The 25,653-nt window shown below is 50.5% G+C and carries 25 protein-coding genes and 3 rRNA genes; 18 read left to right on the top strand and 10 right to left on the bottom strand.

Annotation, left to right across the window (positions count from 1 at the left end; genetic code table 11):
• Positions 1–47 precede the first annotated feature (47 nt).
• From AC6I1F_RS03545 to AC6I1F_RS03515, 7 genes are all read left to right on the top strand, one after another.
• Positions 48–404 (top strand): hypothetical protein, encoded by a 357-nt coding sequence (locus AC6I1F_RS03545; RefSeq protein WP_160334072.1) that lies wholly within the window; start codon positions 48–50, stop codon positions 402–404.
• A gap of 55 nt (positions 405–459) precedes the next feature.
• Positions 460–1,104 (top strand): hypothetical protein, encoded by a 645-nt coding sequence (locus AC6I1F_RS03540; RefSeq protein WP_288319279.1) that lies wholly within the window; start codon positions 460–462, stop codon positions 1,102–1,104.
• Positions 1,097–2,395 carry a DUF2800 domain-containing protein gene (locus tag AC6I1F_RS03535; RefSeq protein WP_288319280.1) on the top strand — a complete coding sequence of 433 codons (1,299 nt, stop codon included), beginning with the start codon at positions 1,097–1,099 and terminating at the stop codon, positions 2,393–2,395. Before AC6I1F_RS03540 ends, AC6I1F_RS03535 begins: the two co-directional genes overlap by 8 nt.
• A gap of 157 nt (positions 2,396–2,552) precedes the next feature.
• On the top strand, positions 2,553–3,191 hold the full coding sequence (locus AC6I1F_RS03530; RefSeq protein WP_288319281.1) for an ssDNA-binding protein: 639 nt from the start codon (positions 2,553–2,555) through the stop codon (positions 3,189–3,191).
• 196 nt (positions 3,192–3,387) lie between these two features.
• Positions 3,388–5,472: a DNA polymerase gene (locus AC6I1F_RS03525; RefSeq protein ID WP_288319282.1), complete on the top strand. Its 2,085-nt coding sequence runs from the start codon at positions 3,388–3,390 to the stop codon at positions 5,470–5,472.
• 2 nt (positions 5,473–5,474) lie between these two features.
• Positions 5,475–5,777, top strand: a complete 303-nt coding sequence (locus AC6I1F_RS03520; protein ID WP_288319283.1) for a hypothetical protein — start codon at positions 5,475–5,477, stop codon at positions 5,775–5,777.
• Positions 5,778–5,788: 11 nt separating this feature from the next.
• The gene (locus tag AC6I1F_RS03515) at positions 5,789–6,004 is read left to right on the top strand and encodes a hypothetical protein (RefSeq protein WP_288319284.1); all 216 of its coding nucleotides are present in this window, start codon (positions 5,789–5,791) and stop codon (positions 6,002–6,004) included.
• A 2-nt stretch (positions 6,005–6,006) separates the two neighbouring features.
• Here the strand turns inward: AC6I1F_RS03515 and AC6I1F_RS03510 are convergent, their stop codons facing one another.
• Positions 6,007–6,603: a DUF4145 domain-containing protein gene (locus tag AC6I1F_RS03510; RefSeq protein WP_160334079.1), complete on the bottom strand. Its 597-nt coding sequence runs from the start codon at positions 6,601–6,603 to the stop codon at positions 6,007–6,009.
• Here AC6I1F_RS03510 and AC6I1F_RS03505 point away from each other — a divergent pair.
• From AC6I1F_RS03505 to AC6I1F_RS03485, 5 genes are read left to right on the top strand one after another with little or no spacing between them, the layout of a single operon-like run.
• Complete coding sequence (locus tag AC6I1F_RS03505; protein ID WP_160334080.1) at positions 6,602–6,847, top strand: hypothetical protein; 246 nt, start codon at positions 6,602–6,604, stop codon at positions 6,845–6,847. The genes AC6I1F_RS03510 and AC6I1F_RS03505 overlap by 2 nt on opposite strands.
• A complete protein-coding gene (locus AC6I1F_RS03500) occupies positions 6,844–7,155 on the top strand; it encodes a VRR-NUC domain-containing protein (RefSeq protein ID WP_160334081.1) in 312 nt (103 codons plus the stop codon). Before AC6I1F_RS03505 ends, AC6I1F_RS03500 begins: the two co-directional genes overlap by 4 nt.
• Positions 7,152–8,543 carry a DEAD/DEAH box helicase gene (locus tag AC6I1F_RS03495; RefSeq protein ID WP_289187160.1) on the top strand — a complete coding sequence of 464 codons (1,392 nt, stop codon included), beginning with the start codon at positions 7,152–7,154 and terminating at the stop codon, positions 8,541–8,543. The genes AC6I1F_RS03500 and AC6I1F_RS03495 overlap by 4 nt, the downstream gene beginning before the upstream one ends.
• On the top strand, positions 8,540–9,133 hold the full coding sequence (locus tag AC6I1F_RS03490) for a hypothetical protein (protein ID WP_160334083.1): 594 nt from the start codon (positions 8,540–8,542) through the stop codon (positions 9,131–9,133). The genes AC6I1F_RS03495 and AC6I1F_RS03490 overlap by 4 nt, the downstream gene beginning before the upstream one ends.
• Positions 9,123–9,497, top strand: coding sequence for a DUF3310 domain-containing protein (locus AC6I1F_RS03485; protein ID WP_288319286.1), 375 nt, complete (start codon positions 9,123–9,125; stop codon positions 9,495–9,497). The genes AC6I1F_RS03490 and AC6I1F_RS03485 overlap by 11 nt, the downstream gene beginning before the upstream one ends.
• A gap of 152 nt (positions 9,498–9,649) precedes the next feature.
• On the opposite strand, the gene AC6I1F_RS03480 is transcribed toward AC6I1F_RS03485, so the two are convergent.
• Positions 9,650–10,837: a tyrosine-type recombinase/integrase gene (locus tag AC6I1F_RS03480; protein WP_290432670.1), complete on the bottom strand. Its 1,188-nt coding sequence runs from the start codon at positions 10,835–10,837 to the stop codon at positions 9,650–9,652.
• An 878-nt stretch (positions 10,838–11,715) separates the two neighbouring features.
• On the opposite strand from AC6I1F_RS03480, the gene AC6I1F_RS03475 reads away from it, so the two are divergent.
• Positions 11,716–12,036 (top strand): DUF4372 domain-containing protein, encoded by a 321-nt coding sequence (locus AC6I1F_RS03475; protein ID WP_160334148.1) that lies wholly within the window; start codon positions 11,716–11,718, stop codon positions 12,034–12,036.
• Between the two features lie 12 nt (positions 12,037–12,048).
• Positions 12,049–12,909 (top strand): IS4 family transposase, encoded by an 861-nt coding sequence (locus tag AC6I1F_RS03470; protein WP_497801786.1) that lies wholly within the window; start codon positions 12,049–12,051, stop codon positions 12,907–12,909.
• A gap of 61 nt (positions 12,910–12,970) precedes the next feature.
• Here the strand turns inward: AC6I1F_RS03470 and AC6I1F_RS03465 are convergent, their stop codons facing one another.
• The 6 genes from AC6I1F_RS03465 to AC6I1F_RS03440 all read right to left on the bottom strand — a co-directional run bounded on the left by AC6I1F_RS03465 (position 12,971) and on the right by AC6I1F_RS03440 (position 19,597).
• Positions 12,971–13,582: a hypothetical protein gene (locus tag AC6I1F_RS03465; RefSeq protein WP_290150151.1), complete on the bottom strand. Its 612-nt coding sequence runs from the start codon at positions 13,580–13,582 to the stop codon at positions 12,971–12,973.
• A gap of 40 nt (positions 13,583–13,622) precedes the next feature.
• Complete coding sequence (locus AC6I1F_RS03460; protein ID WP_290150152.1) at positions 13,623–14,123, bottom strand: hypothetical protein; 501 nt, start codon at positions 14,121–14,123, stop codon at positions 13,623–13,625.
• The gene (locus AC6I1F_RS03455; RefSeq protein ID WP_290150153.1) at positions 14,087–14,272 is read right to left on the bottom strand and encodes a hypothetical protein; all 186 of its coding nucleotides are present in this window, start codon (positions 14,270–14,272) and stop codon (positions 14,087–14,089) included. The genes AC6I1F_RS03460 and AC6I1F_RS03455 overlap by 37 nt, the downstream gene beginning before the upstream one ends.
• A gap of 353 nt (positions 14,273–14,625) precedes the next feature.
• A 5S ribosomal RNA gene (gene rrf, locus AC6I1F_RS03450) occupies positions 14,626–14,740 on the bottom strand.
• 143 nt (positions 14,741–14,883) lie between these two features.
• Positions 14,884–17,766, bottom strand: a 23S ribosomal RNA gene (locus AC6I1F_RS03445).
• Between the two features lie 286 nt (positions 17,767–18,052).
• Positions 18,053–19,597 (bottom strand): 16S ribosomal RNA (locus AC6I1F_RS03440).
• The 16S, 23S and 5S rRNA genes sit together here, the layout of an rRNA operon.
• A 430-nt stretch (positions 19,598–20,027) precedes the next feature.
• Between AC6I1F_RS03440 and mobA the strand changes: the two genes are divergently transcribed.
• Positions 20,028–20,645 carry a molybdenum cofactor guanylyltransferase MobA gene (mobA, locus tag AC6I1F_RS03435; protein ID WP_289171534.1) on the top strand — a complete coding sequence of 206 codons (618 nt, stop codon included), beginning with the start codon at positions 20,028–20,030 and terminating at the stop codon, positions 20,643–20,645.
• Position 20,646: 1 nt separating this feature from the next.
• A complete protein-coding gene (gene moeA / locus AC6I1F_RS03430; RefSeq protein WP_251452616.1) occupies positions 20,647–21,864 on the top strand; it encodes a molybdopterin molybdotransferase MoeA in 1,218 nt (405 codons plus the stop codon).
• Here the strand turns inward: moeA and AC6I1F_RS03425 are convergent.
• Both AC6I1F_RS03425 and lolA read right to left on the bottom strand, forming a co-directional pair.
• Complete coding sequence (locus tag AC6I1F_RS03425; RefSeq protein WP_160336032.1) at positions 21,839–22,687, bottom strand: metallophosphoesterase family protein; 849 nt, start codon at positions 22,685–22,687, stop codon at positions 21,839–21,841. The two genes, moeA and AC6I1F_RS03425, sit on opposite strands and share 26 nt — an antisense overlap.
• Positions 22,688–22,886: 199 nt before the next feature.
• Positions 22,887–23,504 carry an outer membrane lipoprotein periplasmic chaperone LolA gene (gene lolA / locus AC6I1F_RS03420; protein ID WP_160336033.1) on the bottom strand — a complete coding sequence of 206 codons (618 nt, stop codon included), beginning with the start codon at positions 23,502–23,504 and terminating at the stop codon, positions 22,887–22,889.
• A 403-nt stretch (positions 23,505–23,907) separates the two neighbouring features.
• Between lolA and AC6I1F_RS03415 the strand changes: the two genes are divergently transcribed.
• Both AC6I1F_RS03415 and AC6I1F_RS03410 read left to right on the top strand, forming a co-directional pair.
• A complete protein-coding gene (locus AC6I1F_RS03415) occupies positions 23,908–24,930 on the top strand; it encodes an amidohydrolase family protein (protein WP_160336034.1) in 1,023 nt (340 codons plus the stop codon).
• A gap of 8 nt (positions 24,931–24,938) precedes the next feature.
• Entirely contained in the window at positions 24,939–25,613 is a 675-nt protein-coding gene (locus AC6I1F_RS03410; protein ID WP_289077481.1) for an orotate phosphoribosyltransferase, read from the top strand.
• Positions 25,614–25,653: the final 40 nt, after the last annotated feature.

Genomic DNA, 25,653 nt, shown 5'->3' with positions numbered 1-25,653 from the left:
GAACGAACTCCGGAGCGTCCTTTTTTGCGTTTTTAGGACCTGTGAACATGCATAAAACGAGGATAGAAATAAGGGCCGTTAAAGCGGCTGAAATCGACGGCGCCGCCCCGCCCGCTCGGTATGTCGCTCGCCTCTCTATTGAGGCGCTGCCGGCGCCTGTGGTCACGTTCATTTATTTCGAGACTGGATATCAAGGGGCGCCCCTGACAGCGCAGGAAACCGACAGCGCCCGCGGTCTCGTTTTCCGTGCATTGGTAGCCGGTTCAATTCGCGAGATGTTGAGAGTGGCAGCCAGGCGCCTGGATAGCGGAGCGACCGAAAAAATTAAATTCTCCGGGCTTATCGATCTCGATAGGAGACGACCGCCCCGCGCTATTGATGCTCTTCCGGCGCCGGCCGTATAGGTTTTAAGCCCTCCGGCGCCGGGGCTGATCGGTGCTCAAATAATGGAGTGAATGAATGCAGAAAAAACTGAATTTAGGTATAGCTCATAACTCGATCAGGGCCGCCCGCGTGGCTCTGGAGGAGACAATTAAACAGTTGTTTAACAACAATGCTTACGCGGAGCCCGCCCCCTGCTCGCTCTCCTGGCTGAATCGCGATATCGCAGAAGCGTATAGCCAAATCGTTTCTATCGAGTGCAGGATAGAGGGCCTCGAAAACCCCGAAACAGAAGGGGTTATTAAATTGAAAAAGCAGGTTGAAACTTGTGACCAAGGCGGGGAAACCGGAGCTGCGGTCGAGTCGGCCGGCACCGAGGCTGGACTAGGCGAAAAATCTGAACCTGTCGCGCCCGCGCCTGCGAGCGAGGAAAAACCCGTTAAGCCCGCACCCAAGAAAAAGGCTCCTGAAGTAAAACAGGTACCTGAGGTTGTGGACGAGGACGCTGAAAAAGCCGAAAGAACTCGCATTTGCGGAGCCCTCTTCCGGGTGCTTAAGGGTCAGATGGATGGTAAAGCCGCCCGCTTGAGGACTGAAGAGGTCCGTGACGCATTCCTGGGCAAACCCACAACCGTGGACGACATCACGCACGATCAGCACGCCGCTTTCATAGCTCATATGCAGAAGGCGATCGACGACGCAAAGGGTGAGCAAAATGCCTGATCTGACCCCTATCATTCCCGTCGTTGACGAGTCCGCAAGCCGCGGCCACTCGCTGTTTCCTCCGTCAGCCGCCTCCCGTTGGATGGTCTGCACGGCCTCTCCCCTGATGGTCCGCGACTATGGTGTATTCACCACGAGCCCCGATGCGGAGGAAGGCACGAGAGCCCACTCCGTGATGGAGCAGTGCGCGATCGCCCTGCTTCGTGACGGTGAGGAGATCGACACCATCCTCAAGCGTGTTACGGACCAGGAGCTCAGAGAGTGCGCGCAAGTATATCTGGAAGACATTCGAGATTCTTACTTCGACACGCCCGACTCATGGATAGTCGAGGGCCGCATCCCTCTGAGCCCGATTTACGGGGTGCCCGATCAGTACGGGTACGCGGACTGCATCCTCTCAAGCGGCAATGAGCTGCACGTGTTCGACTATAAACACGGTGTGGGCATCCCTGTTCCGGCTGAGAGAAACAAACAGCTCATGATCTATGCATGGGCGGCATTACAGGCGGAAGGCGCTCAGGACATTGACACCATCACGCTTCACATCGTGCAGCCGAGAGCGCCCGGCCAGAATCCCGTCAACACCTGGACATGCTCACGCGAGGACCTGAGAGAATTCGGCGTGGACGTTGCACTGGCTGTCAGAAGGGCGGACGAGATCATGGATAGACCCCCCGTGGAGGGCGAATTCACACCGACACAGGAGGCCTGCCGCTATTGCCCCGCAAGAAGCTCCTGCCCCGCATTCGTGAATGTCGTCTCGAAGGCGCTCAGCATTCCGAAGCGTCTTCCGACACCGAAGGACGCCACAGACGATCAGCTTGGAGCCCTCCTGCAATTTAAAAAACAGGTGAACGATTGGTTCTCCGACGTTGAGGCCGAAGTTTTCAACCGCATCAGCCTCGGAAACGAGGTACCGGGCTTCAAGATCGTGGAAGGCAACAAAGGCATTCGCCGCTGGAAGAACAAGGCTGAAGCCGAGGAGGTGCTCAAGTCCATGCGCATCCCCAAGGACTTCGCCTACAAGAAAGAGGTCATCGGGCCGACACGAGCAGAGGAGCTTCACAAGAAGGTCAAGCGTGAGGACGGCAAGCCCGTCATCGGTGAGCGCCAGTGGGCAACTCTTCAGGAGCTCATCACTCGCAACCCGGGCAAACCTCAGCTCGTGCCTGCGAGCGACAAGCGCCCGAGCATCTCACTTGCTCTCGTGACTGAGGACGACCTCGAGGTGATTGCAGATGGAACAAAAGAGACGACATCTGAAGCAAATCCCGGCAGCGTACCTATTTGAGAACCCTCTGCCGCGGGTAGCGCAGGAGGTGCTTAAAACCGCCGCGTCTATTGAGCCTTGGCTCCCACGAGGAGAGTCAGCGGCCCGACGGAAAGCGCTGGACGACGCGCGGGAGATCATCAAAAGACGCTTTCCTCAATATTTTAGGAACTGAAAAATGACTAGTGAACATCAACAACATGCAACTTACGGTCGAATGAAATCCAATCCGAATATTCTCTTTTTAAGAGGCGTACGTGTTGGCCCTTTCGCCGCCCTTTATCGTCCGGCCGCTAATCTCTCCGGCAAAGATCAGTACTCTGCAACCTGCATCATCTCCGAGGAGCAACTGAAGTTTCTCGAGGACGAGATGAAACGGTCTGCCAAAGCCTTGTGGAAAGGCGACGCAGAAAAGATTTTCAAGAATCTCAAATCTGACTTCCTGGCAGCCCGCATTCGTGAAGATAAGTACCTTGGAAGCTACCCATCCGTCAAAGTAACCCGCAACACTAAGACCGACAAAGGTAACCCACTTCCTGCTCCGATTCTTAAGCAGCGCACGTTTAAAGGCGAGCCACAAAAACTCTGCGTGGAAGGTGAACCAGGCTCCGTCTATGACGGATGCTATGTCACTCTGATTCTTGAGCCCAAGGCATACGACTTTAAAGGTGCTAAGGGCGTGAAGTTCGACTTCAAAGGAATGATTTTCGAGAAAGACGGGGAGCCGTTCCTTGGAGGAAGAGGCATCTCTGATTCTGACTTTGATGACCTCGCGGAGGATGTTTCGGAAGAGACCGAAGACGACGTTTCTTGGTAAGCACTACTCCTCCTCTTTATGAGGAGGCGCTTTAGAATTGAGCTTGTTTTCAAACGAGCTCAGTTTCAAGGCAGAGGCGCGTCAAAACCGAAAAGTTCGGCCCCGTCCTTAGGTTGTCATAACCTTAAGTCCGCGGGATACCAAAGGCCTTCCGTAGAAGGACCTGCGCGCCAAGCCTCCAAAATTTGGAGCTCATATGAAAATCAAAACCTATTTTATGGACCTCGAGACCTACTCCGAGGTTCCGATCCAATACGGCACGCATGCCTATGCGGCCGACAAATCCGCCCGCATTCTCCTGTGGGCATACGCCCTCAACGACGGGCCCGTGAAAGTTTGGGACGTTGACCAGGAACCTAACATGCCTGACGATCTCAGGGCCGCCATTCACGACATCCAGTCGTACGGCGCTCGGCACGTGTGGGTAAACGGCGTGATGTTCGACACGGTCTTCCTCCAGTATCGGGACATCGACCTGCCGCTTATCCAGTGCGACGACGTGAGGGTCATCGCCTATCAGCATGCGCTGCCGGGCGGCCTCGGAGAGCTGTGCAAAATCTTCAAACTGCCGACCGACATCGCTAAGGATAAGGACGGCTCACGACTGATTCAGAAATTCTGCGTCCCTAAATTTAAGAACGGGATTAAGAACTACCGCATGAAGCGAGAGGACACCCCCGCAGATTGGGAGCGATTCGTCGAGTACTGCCGCCGTGACGTCTCCTCCATGCGTGAAATCTACAAGCGCTTTCCAGGGTTCAACAACACGGTTCAGGAAAAAGAATTCCAACTCCTGGACGTCACAATCAACCGCCGAGGTATGTGTGTCGATCTCGACCTCGTGCGTGCAGCGATTAAGCTGGCTGATAAAAGTAAGGACGAGATGGACGATGCGATCGCTGAGAAAACAGGCGGCGCTGTCTCCTCCGTCAACCAAAGACAGGCCATTCTCGATCATATCCGTGAGGCCTATGGTATCGAGCTTGAGTCCCTCAGATCAACAGACATTGAGCGGTATCTCGACGACCCTGAGATACCTGAGCCGGTCAAGGACATACTGCGCGATCGACTCAGAGGCGCAAAGACCAGTAAAGCTAAATACAAGGTGGTTGAAAACTGCAATGTTGAAGGCCGCCTCAAAGGGTGCCTCCAATTCCGAGGCGCCTCCAGAACAGGGCGAGTTTCAGGGGTTAAGTTCCAGCCGCAAAACCTACCCCGTCCTACCAAAGGAGCTCAGGAGATCGAGGCCGCTATCGAGCTGATGAAAGCCGACGCGCTTGACCTTGCGTACGAGCACCCGTCCGAGTTCCTGTCTGAGTGCCTGAGGGGTGTTATCGTCGCATCACCCGGCAAGCGCCTCTGCGTGGCTGACTACTCCAATGTGGAGGGCCGAGTGCTCGCATGGCTCGCAGGCGAAGAGTGGAAACTGCAAGCCTTCCGAGAGTTCGATGCGGGCCAAGGTCACGACCTCTACAAGCTGACGTACGGCCGCACGTTCGGCGTGGACCCTGAGAAGGTGACGAAAGAGCTCCGTCAGATCGGCAAAGTTGAGGAGCTTGCCCTCGGTTACGGCGGAGGAGCTGGCGCCTTTGCTCAGTTCGCAGACAAATTCGGCATCGACTTCACCCACATGTCAGAGCTCGTCAGAAAAACGGCAGACCCTGAGGTCTATGCGGACTCAGAGAACATGTGGGAATGGGCGCTCGAGAAGAAGATCACCGCAAAATTGCCGCATGACGTATGGGTCGCATGCAACACTGTGAAACAATCGTGGCGCAACGCCAACGCTCAGATCGTTGCGTTCTGGTCAGCGTGCGAGACCGCCGTCCGCTCAGCTATTGAGATTCCGAACAAGTCTTTTCCGATTCGCCCCGGCTTATACGCTCGACGTTATGGAAACTGGCTTCTGCTGCATCTCCCGTCAGGTCGCTTCCTTGTTTACCCGGCGCCGAGAGCGTCCGAAGGAGGCGACGTCACCTACATGGGGAACAACCAGCGGACCAGAAAATTCGAGCGCCTCAAGACGTGGGGCGGAAAGATTGTCGAGAACATTACTCAGGCTGTCGCATGCGACTTGTTGTTTGAAGCAGGCTTGAGACTTGAGAAGGCGGGCTACGAGATCGTCCTGTCTGTACACGACGAGTACATATGCGAAATACCTGATGACAAAACCCGAAATCATCGACACATGGAGGAACTCATGTCGTCACTGCCCTCATGGGCTGAAGGCCTGCCGCTTGTAGCGGCGGGGTTTGAAACTTACAGATATAGAAAGGAGTAATTATGTACAGCACATTCAAAAACTACACCACGGAAGAACTGGAACAGAAAGCAGAGGACGCCGCGAAAGAGGCCGCGGAAACCCTCCGCGAGGTTGAACCCCTCTGTGACGGGCAAGGCAGAGGCAGACTCATCCTTCCCCTCGGCCTCGGTCGATTCAATGGCGACGCAGAAGCGCCGTTCTTGCAGTTTGTTGACTCCGAAGGCAAGAGGTACTGCTGCCTGCTCCCGATTCATGGGCTGAAGGAATTGCATGCGTCAATCCAAGAATACCTGGATGCGTTTGATAACGAGACCCGCCACTGATTGGAGGACCGATGAAAGCATCTGAGGTTATCAAACACGAGCTCCCCAAGCTCACTGCGGAGCTCGAAACAAAAGGCTACCTCGTTAAGACCTTCGAGAAGTCCGGACAGATCAATGTCTATCTGAGCGGGCAGGTTTTTATCTATTACGTCACAACGGGACGGATTGTTATGCACAAAGAGCGGGGATTTTCTGCGTTCTTGAAGTTGCTTGAGGAGAACAAATGAGTCTACTTACCCAACAATTCTTTGGCACGCTGAGCATCCAGATAGGGCTTCACCCAAATCTCAACGAGTTGGTTTATCAACCTGGAAAGAATCTGAGCCATTTCAAGGTTATCCGATCCTTCCATGTTAATAACACCCGGATGCGCATATTCATTGCCAATCACTCTACAAACGTGAAGAAGTTCTTTGATGTGGGCGCTGGCACCAAGGGACTCAATGCGATCAATAAGACGAGCCTTTTCTTTGAACCCTTCCGGATTTTCAAGTCTCCCCGCGTAATTAACAAGGAGCTCCAGAGAGATTCTAAGAAGGGCGCAAGCAGCGCGAGGAGAAAGGCTGAGGATGCTTTGAGCCTCTTGGAATATTTCTTTTGCATCCTCCGGCATTTCTTCGACCGGAAGTATTCCTTGTTTAAGCGGCCAAACAATCGCTTCTTTGTACCAAAGCACAGGCTTCTTACAGCTCAGACACTCTGTAATACAGAGATAGTCGTCCCCGTAAAAATGGGTCTCATAGGTTTCTTGACTTTTAACTGGATGGATATCACTAAATGTTTTAGTCCCGCAATGCGGGCACACGTATGATGAAGGAATAAACATGAAAGACTCCAAAAGGGATTTATTTGAAATTCTAAAGGAACGTTCTTTAAACCTCTCCTCGCTTTTTAACGCGATCGAATGCGCTGAAGGCGACTTGAACAAGATCAAAAAACTAGCAATTAGAAGAGGCTCCGGCGATTCGGTGGATATCAAGGAGATCACGACCCTAGTTATTTCTGCCAAAAAGCATCTGGATGAAGCTCTTGTTTTCACCATCGAGTCTCTGCTGGAGAAGAACCAATGACCACACCTGAAGGACAGAACACACTGTTTCTAAAACAAGCCTGCAAGAAGCTCGGCATCACGGCATTCAAGCTCGGCTTCGAGGGCACTGTTGGAGCCCCCGACTGGTTGCTGATGCGTGACGGGCGTCACATCCTTATCGAACTCAAGGCCAAAAAGGGGCGCCTGTCTCCTCAACAGCAGAGGATGATTCGCACCCTCGAGGACGAAGGAGCGTTTGAGGTTTTCGTCTGCCACGATACCGATAGCATCAAGACCGCTATCTGCTGGGGTCTCTTTGGTGGCGTGAACGTGACGAGGGATTTATGAAATTCACACCGAGACCCTATCAGGAGCGGATGATTCAGGCGATTCTTCAGCGCAAGCGTATCGCACTTTTCGCGGGGATGGGTATGGGGAAAACCTCTGCCACGCTTGAAGCAATCCGACGCATCAGGGAAAAGAGGCCCAAGCTCAAAGCGCTTATCGTTGCGCCGCTCCGTGTTGCGCAAAGCACATGGCCCGATGAGCTCCTCAAGTGGGACGACTTCAAGCACCTCAAGGCCTCTGTCGTTTGCGGCAATCAGCGGGAGCGCATCCAGGCTCTCGAGACAGACGCGGACATTTACACCATCAACTATGAGAACATCCCGTGGCTCATCAACTGGTGCGGCGACAACTGGCCGTTTGACCTCATTGTTGCCGACGAGAGTACGCGGCTCAAAGGCTTACGCTCCAAGCAGGGCACGCAGCGGGCTAGGTTTCTAGCTAAGGTTGCCCATCAGTCCGAGGGGTTCATAGAGCTGACAGGAACACCGGCGCCCAATGGCATGCTTGACCTGTGGGGGCAGATGTGGTTCCTCGATAAAGGCGCGCGCCTCGGCAAGTCCTTCACTGCTTTCCAAAAGCAGTACTTCTACCCCGTCACTCACGGCGGAGCCGCTCAGCATTGGTGCGAGTGGAGACCGTTTGAAGGGTCGGACGAGAAGATCAAGGAGAAGCTGAAGGACATCACAGTTACTGTCAACCCCGAGGACTACTTCGATGTCGCACAGAACATCTCTAATGACGTGGTGGTTGAGCTCCCTCCTCTTGTTATGAAGCAGTACCGCCGCTTCGCTCGCGAGCTGTACCTTGAGCTTGAGAACGGAGAGGAGATCACAGCAGCGAACGCCGCAGTTAAAACGGGGCGCTTGCTTCAGATGGCAAGTGGGGCCGTGTACTCCGAAGAAGGTGAAGGCTTCGAGTTATTCCACTCCGCGAAGATCGACGCTCTGAGGTCCGTCATCGAGGAGGCAAACGGCATGCCTGTGCTGTGCTCCTATAGTTTCAGGCACGAGGTGGAGCGCATCAAGCAAGCGTTCCCTCAGGCAAAGCTTCTTGACAAGGACCCACAGACCATCCGCAACTGGAACGCAGGACGCATCCCGCTACTGCTTGCGCACCCCGCATCATGCGGCCACGGGCTCAACCTTCAGGACGGAGGAAACATTCTGGTGTTCTTCTCCTGCGGCTGGTCCCTTGAGCTTCACGATCAGATCATCGAGCGCATAGGCGCGGTCCGTCAGGCTCAGGCAGGACACGCGCGCCCCTCCTTCGTGCACTACATCGTGGCCAAGGGGACACTGGACGAGGTGGTGAAAGAGCGCCTTGCCTCCAAGCGTGAAGTACTGGATGTTCTGCTCGATAAAAAGACTGCGATTTTAGGGGACGAATGATGCCGTCGAACAAGAAGCCAAGAAAGGCATACAAGCCGCGCACCGTCAAAAACCCGGGCGTGTTCTATTCCCGCAAGAACATCGACCGTGTGAAAGAAATCATCACCGACATCATGCTCGTGGTCGAGATCACTCTGCCAAGAGGACTCGCAACGGACGATCACATGCACCAAATCCAAGATTTGCTGAATTGGGGCGGCCTCATGCTGGTCGATCGCCGTTGGCCTGGTCAGGAGTCCGAGGTGAGAGAGTTCCAAGCCGACCACTACTGCGCCCTCCACGCCTATAGCCGTATCGTAAAGCGCAAGCGCGAGGGAAAGACGCACGGCTATACGGGCACCGCTGAGGAGCTCAACGTCCTGCGTGATGTCTGTTGGCAGATCGCTGAGCTACTGCGAGAGGGCATGGAGCACAGCCCGCTGCGCACCCTGAAGGAGTTCCTTGCCGCTAAGCAGATCGTGGAAGAAGACCACGCAAGACGCGAGGCCCTAGGAATTCCGCACGGCGTCCAAGAAACAGACAAAGACCGAGTCGGAAGACTCATGAGACAGAAGCATTTCAATAAAAAGGAGAAACGAAATGACAACTGACCTTATCAACCACCCCGAGCACTATGAGGGGCAGGCAATCAAGCTGGAGCCGATCGATTTCTGCGAGCGCCTGCCGTTCTGCGAGGGGAACGCTCTCAAATATTGTTTCCGTGCGGGCCACAAGGAGGGCTCCTCTGAATTGCAGGACCTCAAGAAAGCTCAGTGGTATCTAAACCGTCGGAAATCAGCCGGCGCCGCAACAGTGAGCGACCGCTTTTTCGAGCTTCTCGTGTGGCTCCGTCGAGCCGAGGGAGTCATCGGTGAATCGGCAATGGCAACAACCCGCGGCGACTATGCGGCGTTTTGGGTCAAGCTCGCCGCGCACGTGAACAACCGAATCAAGGAATTGGAGAACGAGAAATGAACAAGCAAATTTTACAGAAGAGCGATATTGCCGAACTTACAGGCCGCCACGTTAAGACAATCGAGCGCTGGATTCGTGAAGGGTTCTTCCCCGGCGGCCGGTACATGAAGGGGCGCCAGGTATGGACGGAAAAAGAGTTTTCCGATTGGTTTTCAAAACTTCCGGAAAGGCTGCAAAGCAAAAACAGTGTCAGCCCACGCCTGCATGACGGGGCGTCTCAACTCTAATAAGTCGCTCCGCTGGTATGCCTGAAAGACAGCGTTGCCCACAGAGTGCATCAGACACTTCTCTGCAACGCTGTCGTTGATCTCATTCTCCGCCGCCCAGTCGCGGAACGTTGCTCTGAACCCGTGCATTGTGGCAGTTGTCCCTGTCATTCGTTTAAGAAGTACGCTCAAAGAATACTTGCTGCCTAGCGTATCCCGCACCGCAAACACGTACTCACCCTTGCGCTCAATAGAATTTAAAAGCTCGACCACCTGATCACTCAAAGGAACTCTATGAGGGTACGGCTTGCTATCCTTACGCCGCTCAGGTGGAATACTCCACACTCTCTCTTCAAAATTAAACTCCGACCACTTTGCGCCTGCCGTCTCTCCTACCCTACATGCCGTCAGAATCGTGAAGAGAATAAGCTGACGCGTCCGATTGTTGGCAGGAAGAAAGCACTTGAGCTTTTCCTGTAGTTCCTCCAAAGGCATAGATATGTGGTGCTTAACCGTTCTGACTTTTGACGGCGGCGGAAGATACTGGTCAAGGTTCCCTTTCCACAACGCGCAATTAAATTCTAGATACCCCTCGTTTACCGCATAGGCCAGAATGCTTTCAAGCCGAGTTCTGATTTTCAAAGCCGTCTGATTTTTGGCAGACCATATCGGCTCGAGAACCGCCACGACATCCGCTCGTTTGATTTCATCTATTCGTTTATTTCCGATGACGGGGTACACGTAGCTATTAAAGTACTGGACCGTGTTGGCGTACGTCTTATTGCTTCTCCATCGTTTCACCTCTTTGATCTTCTCTATCGTTTGTTCTGCAAAACTCTTGAAGCTCGGAATCTCTGCCCTTGAGTACTCCTCAGCGAGTCTCTCCTTCGTACTTTGGGTGAGCGGCAGACCGCTAGCTAACCGTCCCAGAAACTCTTTGGCGGTACTCTTTGCCTGTGTGAGATCGACCTTGCTTACAGGTCCAATGGATTTATCCCGCCTCTTACCGTCCACCATGTAGCGGAACACGAAGCGTCGCGTGTTGCCCCTGACAACGTAAAGCAGATTAGGCGCCGCCGTGTAGAAACCGTCCGGAAGAGTCAGATAATTTTTCACTGTGACTTTCGCTTTCATAAAAAACACCTCAAAAACACCACATAAAGCATAGCAAAAATCTTCCTTCTGCGTTCCTTAACGCTCCGAATCAGAAAATTTTTACATACTTATTTTGTAAATTTCTATTTGTTTTTAAAGTATTTTTATTAAAATAAATCCAAAACGCTCTATCTTTGAACTGGGCTTATTCCTGCATATGTTCGACTCCTGCCTGGCGCGCCATTTCTCCCGAATATTATGTTCGGTGCAGAAAACAGATACCTCCCAAGGCAGATCATTGCGTTGCGAGGTTTTTTGTTATCTGAAACAGATTATCCCCTCAACAAATCGCTTGAGCTACAGCGTCTCTGACGTGAACTAATTGTCTGCGGAATTAACTGCAGCATCTTCGCCGTTGCAATTTACCGGAACATCAAAAATTTTTCTAATTTGCAATTGCGCAAAATTTCTTAGTCCCATCCCGCCGTTGTTCTTAAGGAAGGTCGATTTGCAAAGATTTCAATGCTTCTCTGAATTTATCCTGCATTAACCTGCGATCTCCTCCAATCGCTCGATATGCGCGAGCTACCCTCATAAATTCAGAGGTATCGTCTGGCAAGTACTTTAATACTGAGTCCGATCTCTCTGATTTTCTGGCCCTCGTCAGCCTCCTCTTCAGATTCATTACGAGGATTAAACTCAGGAATAAAACAAACACTTTTCCTTCTAACCCTCTTTCATCATTGAGCATGAACCGGTCGGAACATTTTTCATTGAGGTTATTAAAGTTTTTTCAATAACTTCCTGCTGAAGATCACTACTGTCCAAAATAAATTTTTTCGGAACGTCTAGATTCAAAGATGCCGAATCTTCGATAAATTTAAAGTTCCCAACAATAAAAAATCGAAGGATTCGGCATGCAAAGAGCAACCATATCCATGTTTGCGCATCTTGTCCAGTCAATGGGTTGCAAACTTGAATTTCAACATTTAGTCAACAAGCATCAGTCAGACAAGGCATCCAAAGGCTTCTCAAGTTGGAGTCAATTTATTGCAATGCTTTTTTGCCAACTGACGGGGGCAGACTCACTCAGGGAAATTTCTGACGGTCTTTTTTCGAGTCTAGGCAAACTTAATCATATCGGAGCAAAAGCAGCCTGCCGCTCTACTTTAAGCCACGCTAACCAGAATCGTCCTTACAAGCTTTACGAGGACTTCTATCACGTATTACTGGATTAATTCCGTCATGAAATCCAAGGGCGCCTTAGCGAACGTTTTACAAAGCCCGTTTATTCGCTGGATTCAACGACAATAAGCTTGTGTCTGCGTTTGTTTGAGTGGGCGCACCATCGCAGAAGAAAAGGCGGAATAAAGCTACATACGCTTTTGAACAACGACCTATGTTTACCGGAGGTCATTGCTGAGACCCCGGCCAAAGTAAGCGACATTAAAGGTGCAAAGAGCATTCTGGAAAATATTCCAAAGGGATCCATCGTAGTGATGGATCGAGGCTACAACGATTACAGCCTGTTTAAAAGGCTCAGTGAAAAAGGCGTAACTTTTGTAACTCGCCTTAAAGATAACGCTGTACATACACCTATAAGGAAAGGTCTTATACAAGAGGATCCTGATAAGAAATGGGGACTCTACGAGATGAGCTTTACCGGTACTCAAGCACGAAAGCATTGCGAAGATATGCGATTCAGAGTGGTCCAATGGTATGGCGAAAAAACCGATCGTTGGTTTGAGTTCCTCACCAACAGCAAGGAGTTAACTGCTCCCGAAGTTACCGACTTGTATAAGGACCGTTGGCAAATTGAATTGTTTTTTAAACGCATAAAACAGAATCTGGTCATTAAATCGTTCGTAGGAACAACAGAGAACGCAGTTATGACACAGATTTGGACAGCTGCCATTGCCATACTTCTGCTGGAGCTAATGAGGCGCCGTTCCAGGTATAACTGGACGTTTTGCAGATTAGCCAGATACTTCAAGTTAAACCTTATGACCTGTAAATCGCTAGAACATAGGCTTAACAAGCCAGATATACAGGAATGGGAGAGTCCTCCGGAATCGTCACAGGGCTGTCTATTTTCTTGGAGAGGGGGTTGATTTCACCATTTAGGCTCCGGCAGACGTAAACCCTGATAAATCCAGATGGCAAGTTTTAAAATCAAATTATTTTGGACAGCAGTGGCTGAAGATATAAGTCGAGGGCTTTACCATCTGAAACCTCCTTGTTAGAGGCTAGAACCTGCAGGCCGAAGGTAAGATCTTCTTCCTTCCATTTTTCCGGACTATAGCGCCATCCTCGCTTATCTTTTATAAAGAAGCGCTTGACCAAACCTTTATCAGAGTCTTTTAAGACGACTTTCTCCTCAAGCTTATCCTTTATCTCTCTTAGCCTTTTTAACAGTATTTCTTTTTCACAGGCAGCACGAAGCGGGTCCAAATAAACATGAAAATTAAGAGGACCGTTCTCTGGATTATGAGTTTCCTTATCCCTATGCGGCCAGAAAGTTTTTAACGTTTTTGCTTGTACTCCGTATTCCGCAAGAAACGTGTCAGGCCCGTCGGAAGAGAGCTGAGGCGCTAAGCTGTCTACTGCGCTCTCACAGATATTCTCATCGGTGTTAAAGCCGCATATAAAGCCTATATGCTGTTCATATAGACGATCAAGGTGTGAAGGCGATGTAAGAACACTGTCTATAACCAGGTCAATATGAGAAGTTCTCAAATCCGAAGCAGTCGAAAGCAATTGCGCAGCTGCCAGAGGATCATTCACATGATCTTCAAGAACTCGGTAGAAGACAGGTTCACCGGAATCATCTGAAACGATGCATGCCAACCAAATTAAGCAGAGACAATCCGAAGCGTCCGCCGCAGCCGCCTGAAGCTGCCAGACGATTCAGCTCTGTGTAGGACAGCACCGACTTAGTATGAAAACACCAATAAATTGACTCAGGCTTTGTGTGATGAAGACGACTTCTCAGAAAGGCGGTGAGCTCCGACTCAGAGATTGGCTCAAAGAACACTTGTAGACGCCGCCCAGCGGTCAATCGGTCTGACACACTAACCTGAGAATTGCCAAATTTAAACTCAAAGACTGACGACTGAGGATTCGAAGCCAAAAAGATCGAAAGAGAAAGAAGAAGAGCGGCTCTTTCCTTGCCGAATATCGCCTCAAGACCAGCTGCCAAATGATTTTGCTGAGCGATCTCATGCAGCACATAAGAATCTGCCGCACTGCAGCTGATATAGTCTTCGTTGTCAGCAGCAGAAGGTCCGCTTAGTACGGATTTCGAAATACAGGCTGAGCTTCGCATACCTTGTCTTTGCTGAGCAGGACTTTTCTGCCGATGAGTTTCGCTTTGTACTGCTTTAGTTCCGGATATTCGGATAGAAACTTCCTTCCGAATTCAATGGAATTGTCCTCGAAAAGTCTGCCGACTGTTTTTGAAAAAGCTTTTCGCACTTATTATGGTTCCAATGATTCTTATAGAAAATTACGTAGTGAATTCCATGATTATTCTTGACAAATACCGGATGTATCTCTCCGGACCCAAGAAAATCTTGTTCCTGAATCTTAGAATCAATAGATATGAGATGCTCTGTGCTAGTCATAGAGTATTCTCCTCCGATGAAAACCTCCGGATAGTTATTCACGCTCAAAAAGGCCCCAACGACAGAGCGTATTGAAGAGAATCGACTGTTTGACTCGGGGTCATTAATAGAAAAACAATTTCGGAAGATTAAATTATTACCCCTCCACACAGACAAAATAAAACCTCTCACCGCGTTCGCAGCAAGAGGTTTTAAGAATGGAGAGCCCGGAGACTACCTACTTTCGCAAGAAATACAACTCACTATCATCGGCGTGGAGGCGTTTCACTGTCCTGTTCGGGATGGGAAGGAGTGGTTCCGCCCTGCTATGGCCTCCGGGCTTAAAACTGTCCGCTCCGGTTAAGGAGCCAATTCGGATCGATTTACTTCATCTTGGCAGCGCCTTGGATTTCTCTCAAGCTCAGCCTTCACTTTGTTCTTTCTCGCACGGACCTCACAGCCGGTCACAAGCAACACGGTTATAGGATCAAGCCTCACGAGCAATTAGTATCAGTTAGCTCAACGCCTCACAGCGCTTACACACCTGACCTATCGACGTCCTGGTCTCGGACGACTCTTCAGGGAGGTTTTACCTCCGGGAAGACTTATCTTCAGGAAAGTTTCCCGCTTAGATGCTTTCAGCGGTTATCTCGTCCGCACTTAGCTACCCGGCAATGCCACTGGCGTGACAACCGGTACACCAGAGGTGCGTCCACTCCGGTCCTCTCGTACTAGGAGCAGCCCCCGTCAATCTTCCAACGCCCACGGCAGATAGGGACCAAACTGTCTCACGACGTTTTAAACCCAGCTCACGTACCTCTTTAAATGGCGAACAGCCATACCCTTGGGACCGACTACAGCCCCAGGATGAGATGAGCCGACATCGAGGTGCCAAACACCGCCGTCGATATGAACTCTTGGGCGGTATCAGCCTGTTATCCCCAGAGTACCTTTTATCCGTTGAGCGATGGCCCTTCCATTCAGAGCCACCGGATCACTATGACCTGCTTTCGCATCTGCTCGAGTTGTTGCTCTCGCAGTCAAGCACGCTTTTGCCATTGCACTATCAGCACGATTTCCGACCGTACCTAGCGTACCTTCGTACTCCTCCGTTACCCTTTAGGAGGAGACCGCCCCAGTCAAACTGCCTACCATGCACGGTCCCCGAACAGGGTCACTGTCCCGGGTTAGAACCGCAAACAAATCAGGGTGGTATTTCAAGGTTGGCTCCGCGCGTACTGGCGTACACGTTTCTCTGCCTCCCACCTATCCTACACAAATCGGTTCACAGTTCAATGCAAAGCTGCAGTAAAGGTTCATGGGGTCTTTCCGTCTAGCCGCGGGTAGATTGCATCATCACAAACATTTCAACTTCACTGAGTCTCGGGAGGAGACAGTGTGGCCATCGTTATGCCATTCGTGCAGGTCGGAACTTACCCGACAAGGAATTTCGCTACCTTAGGACCGTTATAGTTACGGCCGCCGTTTACTGGGACTTCGATCAAGGCCTCTCAGCCCATCAATTAATCTTCCAGCACCGGGCAGGCATCACACCCTATACGTCGTCTTTCGACTTGGCAGAGTGCTGTGTTTTTAATAAACAGTCGCAGCCACCTATTCTCTGAGACCTTTTCACGCGAGCGCAGTCCCTGCGCCTACGTTACTCAGGCACACCTTCTTCCGAAGTTACGGTGTCAATTTGCCGAGTTCCTTCTCCCGAGTTCTCTCAAGCGCCTGAGCATATTCAGCTCGCCCACCAGTGTCGGTTTGCGGTACGGTCCCGCCGAACTGACGCTTAGAGGGTTTTCTTGGAAGTTCGTCCAATCACTTCTCTGCCTTAGCAGATCGCGGCTTTGCCTCGGAGATGCGTCTGCGGATTTGCCTGCAGACCTCCTACACTCACCCACCGGGACATCCAACACCCGGCTGACCTTCTAAACTCCGTCACCCCATCGCATTCGGCGGCGGTTCGGGAATATTAACCCGATTCCCATCGACTACGCCTTTCGGCCTCGCCTTAGGGGCCGACTCACCCTGCTCCGATGAACGTAGAGCAGGAAACCTTGGGCTTACGGCGAGCGGGCTTTTCACCCGCTTTAACGTTACTCATGTCAGCATTCGCACTTCTGATATCTCCAGAATCCTTCTCAAGACTCCTTCGCAGACTTACAGAACGCTCCCCTACCACGCAGAGAGTAATCTCCGCATCCGCGGCTTCGGTTAATGGCTTAGCCCCGTTACATCTTCCGCGCAGAAAGACTCGACCAGTGAGCTATTACGCTTTCTTTGAAGGATGGCTGCTTCTAAGCCAACTTCCTGGTTGTCACGGCCTTTCCACTTCGTTTTCCACTTAGCCATTATTGGGGACCTTAGCCGGCGGTCTGGGTTGTTTCCCTTTTGAGTCCGGACGTTAGCACCCGGTGCTCTGTCTCCCGTGCTCACGCTTCCAGGTATTCGGAGTTTGCCTTGGTTTGGTAAGACTCCATGTCCCCCTAGCCAAAACAGTGCTCTACCCCCTGGAGCGATACACGAGGCACTACCTCAATAGTTTTCGGGGAGAACCAGCTATCTCCAGATTTGTTTGGCCTTTCACCCCTATCCACAGCTCATCCGCTAATTTTGCAACACTAGTCGGTTCGGTCCTCCAGTGTGTGTTACCACACCTTCAACCTGGCCATGGATAGCTCATCTGGTTTCGGGTCTACACCCTGCGACTGTTCGCTCTATTCGAACTCGCTTTCGCTGCGCCTCCCCTAGTCGGTTAAGCTCGCCACAGAATGTAAGTCGCTGACCCATTATGCAAAAGGTACGCAGTCACTCCTTACGAAGCTCCTACTGTTTGTATGCATGCGGTTTCAGGTTCTATTTCACTCCCCTCCCGGGGTTCTTTTCGCCTTTCCCTCACGGTACTGGTTCACTATCGGTCGATCACGAGTATTTAGCCTTGGAGGATGGTCCCCCCGTCTTCGAACAGGATTCCACGTGTCCCGCTCTACTTCTCACTGCCTTAGTACCATTCAAAGCGTTTCGCCTACGGGGCTATCACCCGCTATGGCCGGACTTTCCATTCCGTTCGACTACGCTTCAAACTATCAGCTGTTAGGCTCTTCCGGGGTCGCTCGCCGCTACTGCCGGAATCTCGGTTGATTTCTTTTCCTGAGGATACTTAGATGTTTCAGTTCTCCTCGTTCGCCTCTGCACCCTATGTATTCAGATGCAGATACACCTTGCGGTGTGGGTTCCCCCATTCAGATATCTGCGGATCAATGCTTGTTTGCCAGCTCCCCGCAGCTTTTCGCAGGCTGCCGCGTCTTTCTTCGCCTGTGATCGCCAAGGCATCCGCCACATGCACTTAGTCACTTGATCCTATAACCCTGCCGCCTATTGCCCGGCCGGGTCACAAGTAACTTGGTTCTTTGTGCCCATATGCTGTCAATGTCTCATGCTTGAGAAATCTCAAAGTTTTAACTTTGCTTGATTTCCAATCACTACCCGTCTTGACTGACTCTCATCAAATCAGTCTTAACGTTAGATTTTTCAATCTTTCCGAATTGTTAAAGAACGTATTTCTTTTCGATTTATCGACTGCCGATAAGAGTGAGCGCTGAATGAATTCAAGCGTCTTCTAAAAGCCTTCATTCGCTTTCTCTTGAAAGGAGGTGATCCAGCCGCACCTTCCGGTACGGCTACCTTGTTACGACTTAACATTAGTCACGGTGCTCACCGTGGTCGCCGCCCTCCTTGCGGTTAGGCTAACGACTTCTGGTAAACACCACTCCCATTGTTTGACGGGCGGTGTGTACAAGACCCGGGAACGTATTCACCGCGGCATGCTGATCCGCGATTACTAGCGATTCCGACTTCATGCAGTCGAGTTGCAGACTGCAATCCGGACTACGATCGGTTTTCTGGGATTTGCTCCCCCTCACGGGTTGGCTGCCCTCTGTTCCGACCATTGTATGACGTGTGAAGCCCTACCCATAAGGGCCATGAGGACTTGACGTCATCCCCACCTTCCTCCGGTTTGTCACCGGCAGTCTCACTAGAGTGCCCTTTCGTAGCAACTAGTGACAAGGGTTGCGCTCGTTGCGGGACTTAACCCAACATCTCACGACACGAGCTGACGACAGCCATGCAGCACCTGTGTTCAGACGCCCTTGCGGGCACACTCTCATTACAAAAGCTTCTCTGACATGTCAAGGGTAGGTAAGGTTTTTCGCGTTGCATCGAATTAATCCACATCATCCACCGCTTGTGCGGGTCCCCGTCAATTCCTTTGAGTTTTAGTCTTGCGACCGTACTTCCCAGGCGGTCAACTTCACGCGTTGGCTGCGTTACTGAGAATTTTAATCCCCAACAACTAGTTGACATCGTTTAGGGCGTGGACTACCAGGGTATCTAATCCTGTTTGCTCCCCACGCTTTCGTGTATGAGCGTCAGTTGCGTCCCAGGAGGCTGCCTTCGCCATCGGTGTTCTTCCACATATCTACGCATTTCACTGCTACACGTGGAATTCCACCTCCCTCTGACGCACTCTAGCCAAGCAGTCACATATGCGGTTCCCAGGTTAAGCCCGGGGATTTCACATCTGTCTTACTCAGCCGCCTGCACACCCTTTACGCCCAGTAATTCCGATTAACGCTCGCACCCTACGTATTACCGCGGCTGCTGGCACGTAGTTAGCCGGTGCTTATTCTTAGAGTACCGTCAGCAGAGCTATTTATTCGATAGCTCCTTTTCGTTCTCTACTAAAGTGGTTTACAACCCGAGGGCCGTCATCCCACACGCGGAATAGCTGGATCAGGCTTGCGCCCATTGTCCAAAATTCCCCACTGCTGCCTCCCGTAGGAGTCTGGGCCGTGTCTCAGTCCCAGTGTGGCTGGTCGTCCTCTCAGACCAGCTACTGATCGTTGCTTTGGTGAGCCGTTACCTCACCAACCGGCTAATCAGTCATCGGCCGCTCCGCTCGCGAGAGGCCTGCAAGCAGGTCCCCCTCTTTCTTCCGTAGAACTCATGCGGTATTAGCCATCCTTTCGGATGGTTGTCCCCCACGAGCGGACACGTTCCGATGCATTACTCACCCGTTCGCCACTCGTCAGCCGAAAAAAGCAAGCTTTCCTCGCTGTTACCGTTCGACTTGCATGTGTAAAGCGTTCCGCCAGCGTTCAATCTGAGCCAGGATCAAACTCTTTTGTTTAATCTCTGTTGTCGCTCGAATCACTCTCTTGGTGTTTGACGGAGTATTTCTACTCCTTCATCCAATAAGTGCGAGCTAAAAATTGCTTCGCGAATTCAGTCTCCTAAACCCGCTTAAACCTTCAGCGCCCGCTCTTATCGGTCGTCGATAAATTTTTAAAGAACTTGCTTGATTTCTCAAGCGCAGAATTGCTATTTTACAGAACTGAAAATTCTTGTCAACTGAAACAGGAAAATTCAATGTAAAAATTTGTTTCTGCATCTCGAACAGCGCTTGGCGTTGTTCAATGAGGCGTGCATTTTACACATATTTTTGAGTTCGTCAAGCTGAGGCCCCTTCATTCGAAATCTCACTCGAACCTCGCGCCATATTTCCGCTCACTCAGGCGTTGTATTATCAGCAAATGTAATTCAGTGTTTAGGAGCGATCAGTGCCTCAATGCAAAGTTTCTGCTGTTCTGCTTGCCGGCGGTGAAGCTAAGAGAATGGGACGAATTAATAAAGGCTTCCAGCCCCTTAACGGCGCCGTCCTTGCCGAGCACGTACTGAGCTCCTTGAAGCATCAAACTTCAGATATATACATCAGCGCCAACTCGTACGCGGATGAGTATGCTCTGCGCTTTCCTTTTCCTGTTTTTCCTGACATTCGATATGACTTCCTCGGCCCTCTTGCCGGCATTGAAACCGTTCTGACCCGCGCGCCGAATATTGAATGGCTTTTTTGCTGTCCTGTTGATACACCTTACATCCCGGATAATCTTGTTCCTTCTTTGCTGAACAACGCGATAACGCTCGGAAGAACAGCAGCCTACCCTTGCCACAATGGGAAAGCTGAACCGCTTCACTGCCTGCTTCACTCGTCGGTACTGCCTGAACTCACTGCGTATCTTGACGCTGATAAGCGCAGTGTTTTTCGGTTTCTGAACTCTGTCGATGCCGTCGAAGTCCCAATTGAAACCGAAGACGATTCATTTATTAATCTGAATACAATAGAAGAACTCCGTCAGGCAGAAATGAAACAGACATCTAAAGACAGTATTGAGAATTGATATGAACGTGAAATCTTATGAAGACACCCTTGCTTTTCTGAGCAGTTATGTAAGACCGGCTGCGGAGACAGAAATTCGCAAACTTTCCGATGCGCTTGGCTTTGTTCTCGCCGAAAACCTGATCTCAAATCTGGATCTGCCTCGCTTTAATAATTCAGCAATGGACGGTTGGGCCTTTGGTTCCGAGAATATTCAGCCCGAAAGCTTCACGTTGACGTGCGTCGGCAGCGCCTTCGCAGGCCATCCTTATGAAGGAAAGCTTCGCCCGGGAGAATGCATTCGTATTATGACAGGTGCTGAGGTTCCCGAAGGGGCTGATACTGTCGTCAAACAGGAAATCGTAACCTCGGAGGGTTCATTAGTTACTTTCCCCGCGGGCGTGCGCAAAAATGAAAACGTACGCTTCTGCGGCGAAGAAGTTCAGCAAGGCTCTGTCTGTCTTAAAGCCGGCATTAAGCTTCGCTCTGCACATATGAACTTTCTTGCCGCAGTCGGCGTGAAAGAGGTCGTCGTTTATCGCAAACTCAAAGTTGGTTTCTTCTCCACCGGTGATGAATTGATCGGTGTAGAAGAAACAATGAGCGAAGGAAAAATTTACGATTCCAATCGCTACTGCATTAAGGCAATGATCGAGGAAGCCGGATTTGAACCCGTCGATCTCGGCCGCTTCCCGGACAATGAACAAAAAATTAAAGACGGAGTACTTCAGGCAGCAGTTCTCTGCGACGCTATCATTACGTCCGGCGGTGTCTCCGTCGGTGAGGCAGATTTCACTCGTGATGCAGTCCTGTCAAACGGAGAATTAGTAGACTGGAAATGCTTAATTAAACCCGGTAAACCTCTGGCTATCGGCAAAGTCAGAAATGCATACTTCTTCGGTCTGCCGGGGAACCCAACCGCCGCTCAAGTGACATTCCACGCCATTGTCTCTTTAGCGCTTCGCAGACTCTCCGGAGAAATTAATCCAACACTTAAAATGAGTCTCGCCTACGCTGGGGCAGACAATCTTAAGAAAAAACCGGGATACACAGAATTCCAACGAGGCGTCTTAGAAGTAAGAAACGGCCGTATCTGCGTAATACCCGCAGGTTCTCAAAAAACCGGCGCCATGCGCTCAATGGTAGACGCTAATTGCTTCATCTTCCTTCCGGAACAGCAGGGAGCGGTTCATGAAGGAGACCTACTGAGGGTTGTCAGCTTTTACGGCCTTTATTCTTAGATACCGGAGACCACTCGCGTCTCTGCAGTCGTCCGAAACGATTCTTGGTGAGCCGACGGAACTTCGAAGCTGGTGTTCGACGAACACCGGGGAACGGTAATTTCACCTGCTTCTGAATTTTTTCCTGAAGCTCCCTGGGATCAACTTGTGCGGGAACAATAATATTTCCCTCAAGATCAATAATCCCTCTAAGCCCAATACCACGGCACTTTAGCCCCTTCTGGGGAAGATAGCATCGACTTTCATGCTGATGCGCGTGAATAATCATTTTTGCGCCGAGACTGATTGCTAAATCATCAATCGCTTCAAAGCCCTTGGCATGCATAGAAGGAGCTTCGTGCGTAATAAGAATATCCGCCTTACACTCTCTCAGCTTTTCATAAACGGAATAAAAAATTGTAGAGCGGTGTCTGCGAGGCAGTCCGCCGCGCCACATGCCGCTTTTTCCTATCTTGCGGATAAACAGACTCGGCGAAGAGAACAAAGGAAGATTCGGAGGCATCCAAATTTGACCGCGGAAAACACCGCCCAGACCCGCAACCTTTACGCCGCAAATATCCTGTACACGGCCGTGGAGATTGTTTCTGGCAAAAGACGAACGCCAAAGCCGATCGTAAATAAGATCGGTATCCGTATCGTGATTGCCCGGAATCCAGTAAATCTTTGTCTTGGTATCACGGACAGATTTGAAAATCACATCCAGCGACTGAGGCGGCGTGAGATCGCCGAGGATCAGCACCGCATCCGGATGCCATTGATCGATCGCGCTCAATATGTGCGAAAACTCGCCGTGAGGGTCCCCGCACAAAAATATCTTACTCATTCATGCTCCTCTCGAATAATTCGCGAGGAACAGAGTTCATCCGGTTTCTCACCGAATGAATAAAACTTATTCTCTTCGTCATTTCAATCAGCACCGCTGTTTTACTTATTGATTCTCAATAGTGCTGCCCGTATATCTATGTACCCAAGAGAATAACACTATTTAGCTAATATCTATAGTCTCTTCATTAACAGAAGACCTATTTGACCTTGAGAACGTCAGCACCTTTAGGCGGAACAAAAGAGAAAACAGAGGGCGCAATACGCTCATTTGTTTTTACGTCCTTAAATTGAAGCGTCGTTTTTTCTCCCATCAACCCGTTAACCTGCAAAAGCTCAGGATTTTCACCCTTAAATCCGAATATCACTTCCTTCACACTGGCATCTTTTTTCTTCGGCACCAACTTAAATAACGTCAGTCCGTCTTTATCGGGCAGCTGAGTGATGTCCCAGTCCCTGTCTAATGAATCCTGACCGAAGAGAATCGACGCAGGGCTCTGAGGTATGGCTCCCTTAGCATTACGAACGGTAACTTGGTTCAAATCTTTATCCCAAACAAAGAGCTCTTTGCCGTCACATACCATGACCTGCTCGTACGGGGTCTGGTAAACCCAATTAAACTTACCGGGCTTCTGAAATTTAAAGTCGCCCTGCGACGGCTCTTCCGTCGCTTTACCCTGTTTGTCAACCGTCTGTTGAGAAAAAACTCCTGACACAGACTGCGATGCGAGAAAATTTTTTAATACGGACGCATCGGCTGCGCAGGCAATAGAATTCATTGCACCGCAGCAGTATAAAAACACAAGTAGTTTCTTCATATCTTTCCGTCTAACCTTATGCGGTTATCCGTCGTTTAAGGTTCCTAAGTAAAAAACAGGCACTGACTTCGCTTCTAAAAAGCCTCAGCCGAAATTAAATTCATCGGGGAACAAGATGCTTCCGAATGATTCTAGCAATGCTATAAATCGCGTCAGCAGAAAAAAACTTCATCTTGAGATAAAAAGTATTTTTTTGTTTCGAGTTCTGCTTCAGAGCACACGAAACCACAAAGATTTTTGCTATCCTTCGCAACATGCAAATTTCAACATTCAAACTGCGTGAAGGTAAAACCTTCAATTGTTTGAGGGCTCTTCGTGTGCCCGGCATCTCTTTTTCTTTTAATATGCGGAATTCCCAGACGGCATTTCTTTTAGAAGTGCCGTTTTTTTATAGGACAAAATAATGAATTTAGAAGCTCCTCTCACAATCCGCTCAATGATTGAGCCTGTGATTAAAAGAAACGGCGGATGGGTCAACACCCACGCGCACGCAGATCGGTCATTTACATTAAGTCCGGACGTACTGCAGATGAGAAAAACCTGTACTCTGCAGCAGAAATGGGACGCTCTTGACAGACTTAAATCCGAATCAACAGAGGAAGATTTCTACAGACGCTTTTGCCAATTCTTCGAGTTAATGATCTCTCAGGGCGTCACAGCGGTCGGAACTTTTGTGGATATCGATCCGCAAAGCAAAGACCGTGCGATTAAGGCAGGCATCCGCGCCAGAGAACATTATGCGGATCAGCTGATTGTTAAATTCGCAAACCAGACGCTCAAAGGTGTTATCGATCCGGTCGCCCGTGAATGGTTTGATATCGGCTCTCAGATGGTCGATATCATCGGAGCTCTTCCCAAACGTGACGAAAATGATTACGGAAAAGGATCCGAAGCTTTTGACATCATTCTCGGTACCGCTAAAGCGCTTGGCAAAATGGTCCACGCCCACGTCGACCAGTTCAACCAATCTCTGGAATACGAGACAGAAGAACTTTGCCGCAAGACAATTGAGCACGGAATGGAAGGCCGAGTTGTCGCGATCCACGGTATCTCAATCGCTGCTCACTCCAGACAATACCGTCAGCGTCTCTATGATCTGATGAAAAAAGCCAACGTGATGATGATCGCCTGCCCGACCGCTTGGATTGATACGCCTCGCTCGGAGCTGATCGGACCGGCGCATAACTCCATGACGCCTGTAGACGAACTTGATCCGGCCGGAATTACTGTCGCGCTCGGCACTGATAATGTCTGCGATGCGATGGTTCCCTGGAACAACGGAGATATGTGGCACGAACTCACAACCCTGGCAACCGGCTGCCGCTATGATGAGATGGAGCGCCTTGCGCGAATCGGCTCAGTCAACGGCAGAAAAGTCCTCGGACTTCCGGACCTTCCCAATACCGATTTCACTATCCAGATTTAATCACTCCTATGCCTACTTCGTTTCTTGCTCAAGACATTATGGCTGAACATCTGCTGTCCCATAATGCAATTGTCTTTCTTAAAGATAAGCCGATGCGCCTTCGCTCAGGCCTTGTAACGCCGATTTACGTCGATAACCGCACACTTCCTTCCTATCCGGAAGCCTGGCGGGATATCATCGAAACCATGGCCTCCCGCATCGTCGAATTAAAGATTCCGTTTGATATGATCGCCGGCGTTGAAGATGCGGGAACCGCACATGGAGGCGCGCTCGCATACCGTCTTTCTGTTCCGTTTATCACTGTCAGAAAGGTTGCTAAAAGCTACGGCGATAAAACGCGTATCGATGGCGAAAACGTAAAAGGAAAACGCGTGCTGATCATCGAAGACCATCTTTCTACAGGCTTGTCTCTGCTTGACGCCGCCAAAGCACTTCGTGAGCAGGGCGCGATCGTAACGCACTGTTTTGCGATCACAAACTTTGATATGCCTGAAACCGCCAAACTCTTCGACAAGAACGGTATTCAGGCTTTCCAACTCCTTCCTTTTGCAGCGATCGTCGAGAAAGCTGTCAGTATGGAGTTAATCACAGAGAAAGAAAAGGAAGATATCGAAAGCTGGCTGGATACGCCTTGGAGCTGGGCTTCGCAGCGCGGACTGCTCGCACAGTCAACTGAAAACTAATTGCTTTTCCCCTGCAGTTCAAAGGCCGCCCGAGGGCGGC

The sequence above is a fragment of the Parasutterella sp. St.1A3 genome, from assembly GCF_059728705.1.
The sequence above is the reverse complement of the archived record's forward strand: the minus strand, read 5'-3'. Positions and strand labels throughout refer to the sequence as shown.

Coding starts and splice junctions, on each gene's coding strand:
- AC6I1F_RS03515 (WP_288319284.1), top strand. CDS start 5,789: ATGAAAGCATCTGAGGTTATCAAACACGAGCTCCCCAAGCTCACTGCG.
- AC6I1F_RS03540 (WP_288319279.1), top strand. CDS start 460: ATGCAGAAAAAACTGAATTTAGGTATAGCTCATAACTCGATCAGGGCC.
- AC6I1F_RS03495 (WP_289187160.1), top strand. CDS start 7,152: ATGAAATTCACACCGAGACCCTATCAGGAGCGGATGATTCAGGCGATT.
- AC6I1F_RS03485 (WP_288319286.1), top strand. CDS start 9,123: ATGACAACTGACCTTATCAACCACCCCGAGCACTATGAGGGGCAGGCA.
- AC6I1F_RS03500 (WP_160334081.1), top strand. CDS start 6,844: ATGACCACACCTGAAGGACAGAACACACTGTTTCTAAAACAAGCCTGC.
- AC6I1F_RS03460 (WP_290150152.1), bottom strand. CDS start 14,123: ATGCGAAGCTCAGCCTGTATTTCGAAATCCGTACTAAGCGGACCTTCT.
- AC6I1F_RS03480 (WP_290432670.1), bottom strand. CDS start 10,837: ATGAAAGCGAAAGTCACAGTGAAAAATTATCTGACTCTTCCGGACGGT.
- AC6I1F_RS03525 (WP_288319282.1), top strand. CDS start 3,388: ATGAAAATCAAAACCTATTTTATGGACCTCGAGACCTACTCCGAGGTT.
- AC6I1F_RS03530 (WP_288319281.1), top strand. CDS start 2,553: ATGACTAGTGAACATCAACAACATGCAACTTACGGTCGAATGAAATCC.
- AC6I1F_RS03490 (WP_160334083.1), top strand. CDS start 8,540: ATGATGCCGTCGAACAAGAAGCCAAGAAAGGCATACAAGCCGCGCACC.
- AC6I1F_RS03415 (WP_160336034.1), top strand. CDS start 23,908: ATGAATTTAGAAGCTCCTCTCACAATCCGCTCAATGATTGAGCCTGTG.
- moeA (WP_251452616.1), top strand. CDS start 20,647: ATGAACGTGAAATCTTATGAAGACACCCTTGCTTTTCTGAGCAGTTAT.
- AC6I1F_RS03510 (WP_160334079.1), bottom strand. CDS start 6,603: ATGTTTATTCCTTCATCATACGTGTGCCCGCATTGCGGGACTAAAACA.
- lolA (WP_160336033.1), bottom strand. CDS start 23,504: ATGAAGAAACTACTTGTGTTTTTATACTGCTGCGGTGCAATGAATTCT.
- AC6I1F_RS03505 (WP_160334080.1), top strand. CDS start 6,602: ATGAAAGACTCCAAAAGGGATTTATTTGAAATTCTAAAGGAACGTTCT.
- AC6I1F_RS03410 (WP_289077481.1), top strand. CDS start 24,939: ATGCCTACTTCGTTTCTTGCTCAAGACATTATGGCTGAACATCTGCTG.
- AC6I1F_RS03545 (WP_160334072.1), top strand. CDS start 48: ATGCATAAAACGAGGATAGAAATAAGGGCCGTTAAAGCGGCTGAAATC.
- AC6I1F_RS03425 (WP_160336032.1), bottom strand. CDS start 22,687: ATGAGTAAGATATTTTTGTGCGGGGACCCTCACGGCGAGTTTTCGCAC.
- AC6I1F_RS03520 (WP_288319283.1), top strand. CDS start 5,475: ATGTACAGCACATTCAAAAACTACACCACGGAAGAACTGGAACAGAAA.
- AC6I1F_RS03475 (WP_160334148.1), top strand. CDS start 11,716: ATGCAAAGAGCAACCATATCCATGTTTGCGCATCTTGTCCAGTCAATG.
- AC6I1F_RS03535 (WP_288319280.1), top strand. CDS start 1,097: ATGCCTGATCTGACCCCTATCATTCCCGTCGTTGACGAGTCCGCAAGC.